Annotated in this window: 3 protein-coding genes; 2 read left to right on the plus strand and 1 reads right to left on the minus strand. The window is 69.0% G+C overall.

Going from position 1 to position 2,526, the window contains the following annotated elements:
- Both BL253_RS38910 and BL253_RS38915 read left to right on the plus strand, forming a co-directional pair.
- Positions 1 to 279, plus strand: a 279-nt coding sequence (locus BL253_RS38910; RefSeq protein ID WP_476644146.1) for an acyl-CoA-like ligand-binding transcription factor, incomplete at its 5' end; no start/stop codon positions are given.
- 606 nt (positions 280 to 885) lie between these two features.
- Entirely contained in the window at positions 886 to 2,124 is a 1,239-nt protein-coding gene (locus tag BL253_RS38915; protein ID WP_076823107.1) for an ABC transporter substrate-binding protein, read from the plus strand.
- A gap of 202 nt (positions 2,125 to 2,326) precedes the next feature.
- Here BL253_RS38915 and BL253_RS38920 read toward each other — a convergent pair.
- The coding region (locus BL253_RS38920) for a zinc-binding dehydrogenase (protein WP_158230525.1) at positions 2,327 to 2,526 on the minus strand (200 nt) is incomplete at its 5' end.

Consider the following 2,526-nt stretch of genomic DNA (forward strand, 5'->3'; position numbering starts at 1 on the left):
CGCACCAAGCTCATCGCCGCGATACCCGAGGTCCGCGCGGCGCACCTCGATCACCTCACCTCCGCCATGCACGAGTTCACCGCGGCCGTGGCGGAACGCGCCGGGCGGACGCCGGACGACGGCGACGTCATGGCGGTGAGCGGCGCCATCATCGGCATCATGATGATCACTCAACTCGACGCGCCCGCACGGTCCTCGCCGTCCTCGTCGGGCCTGGACCCGGTCGCGGTGCTCGACGATGCCCTGGCCCGGCTGCAACACGGATTCGGCGCACTCTGACCACGGCGCGAACAGCGCCACCAGCAACAGCGCGAAAGGCGGAGCAGGCCCGAAGCGCTACGTGTGGCCGCCAAAGCAACCGTCCAAAGCCCGGGCCGCGCCTCGGCCACCAAGACACCTCTCTCTACCTGGCGGCGTCGCCCGCGACCAATCTCCCACAGCGATTGGGCCTACTTCTCCACCTTCGCGGCCTCCGGATATCAAATCCACACTAAATCGCCCAATACCGGCGTATGCGGCCAACCGGTCACGCCGTGCTCGGTTCAGTCGTGGCCTGGCGCCCGCGGCGACCTGTCATCCCTGAGCGCGCCAGGCTCCTCACGCGCCGAATCATCCGTGGCGCCCGCGTCGACCGGCCCGACGGCCGACAAGACCGCCCGGAAAGTGTGGGTGTTTACTTGTATCCCCAGGTCAGTGCATCTACGCTGCGATCCGCGGTCCACACCGCGACCGGCCACAGCCATCGTCGCGGGAATGACGAGCCGCGACCCGGTCCGATGCGCCATTCCTGACCCGCGGCTTCTCCGGAACGCGCACCGAGGCGGGCCACCTCCACGCCGCCGGTGCGCGAGAGCACCAGGACCACCAGCAAAGGAGCCAACGTCCGTGACACCTCTATTACGTCGCGTCCTCTTACGGTCCGCCGCCGCGGCGACCGGCGTGAGCTGCGCGGTCGCGCTGACCGCCTGCGCTTCCGCCGGCGCGGGTGCTGGTGGAACGGGGTCCTGCGCCGCGACGCCGGGTGTCACCGCGAGCACGATCAACACGGGCCTGCTGTACACCGACTCCGGACCGACCAGCGAGGGCCTGACCGCTTTCCGAGCCGGCATCGACGCGCGATTCGGACTGGTGAACGCAAACGGCGGTATCAACGGCCGAAAGATCACTTATACGTGGCGTGATGACCAGGGTGCGGCGGGAACCAACCTCACTCAGGCCCAGGAACTGGTCACCAGAGACAGCATTTTCGGCCTCATCGAAGGCCCGAATGGCACGGAAGCCGGTTCAGCTGACTACCTCGAGCAGCAACACCTGCCCGTCGTCGGGCTGGGCAGCGACTCGGTCTGGCTCACCCACGACAACATGTTCTCCTGGCTCTTCGTGAACACCACGCCCTCGACGGTCTTCGGCGACTACGTCCGTGCCCAGGGCGGCACCCGCGCCGCCATGGTGGGCCTGGCGGGCGACCAGGGCAGCCAGWCCTCCGTMCAGYAGCTCGCCACCAGCCTCAACAGGGCCGGCGTCGCGACCCCGCTGTCCATCGAGATCGCCCCTGGGACCGCCAACTACACGGCGATCGCGAACCGCCTCAAGGACGCGCACGTCGACACGCTCGCCGGCATCGTCCTCCCGGACTCGCTCGCGGCCCTGGTGCCCGCGCTGCATGCCGTGGGAGTCGATCTCAAGGTCGCGTTACTTCCGCTGGGCTACGACCAGACGCTGCTGCGCAAGCTCGGCCAGGCAATGGCCAGCGCCACCATCTACATGGCGTTACGCCCCTTCGAGGACAACACCGAGGCCCACAAGGTCTACCTCACCTCGATGGCGACGTACGCGCCGGAGCTGGCCGCCCCGACCGCGCAGTCCGCCGTCTGGGGCTGGCTGGCCGCCGACCTGTTCCTCGATGGCGTCCAGGCGGCGGGGCAGTGCCCGACCCGCGAGTCCCTCGCCGCCGGCCTCAACAGCCTGCGTGCCTTCGACGGCGGTGGTCTGCTCCCTGCCAGCGTGGACATCGCGCAGGCCCGCACCGTGCCGACCTGCTACGCCTTCGTCAAGGTCAGCGCGGACGGCAAACGATTCGAACCGGTCTCGGTAGCCGACCCCTGTGGCAAACCGATCCAATAGTCATCAGTCCGCGCGCTCGACGCCGCGATCAGGCGCGCCCATGTCCCCCGTCCCGGGTGTGCCGTCGGCGAGCCCGTAGCGCAGATACACGGTGCCCTTCGGACCGGCTACCGGTCGGGGGGGTGGTGTCGGAGGTGAGCGGGTCTCCCCCGGTGGCACGCCGCCCGCATCGCGGTACGCCGACGTGCGTGTCCATCACGGACTATGGACGAAGCACGATCTTGCCGTGGGTGTGTCCTTGTTCCAGTTCGCGGAACGCGTCTCGTACCCCCTCCAGCGGATAGGTGCGAGCGATCCGCACCTCCACCTCTCCTCGCGCGGCGAGTCGAGCCAGCTCGCCGAGCACGACCGCGCATGCCGCCGAGCCTTCTCCGTAGGTCCGCGCGCCGATTCTGGCCGCGG

Origin of the sequence: Pseudofrankia asymbiotica (assembly GCF_001983105.1) — a bacterium.
In the GTDB taxonomy this organism is placed as follows: Bacteria; Actinomycetota; Actinomycetes; order Frankiales; family Frankiaceae; genus Pseudofrankia; species Pseudofrankia asymbiotica.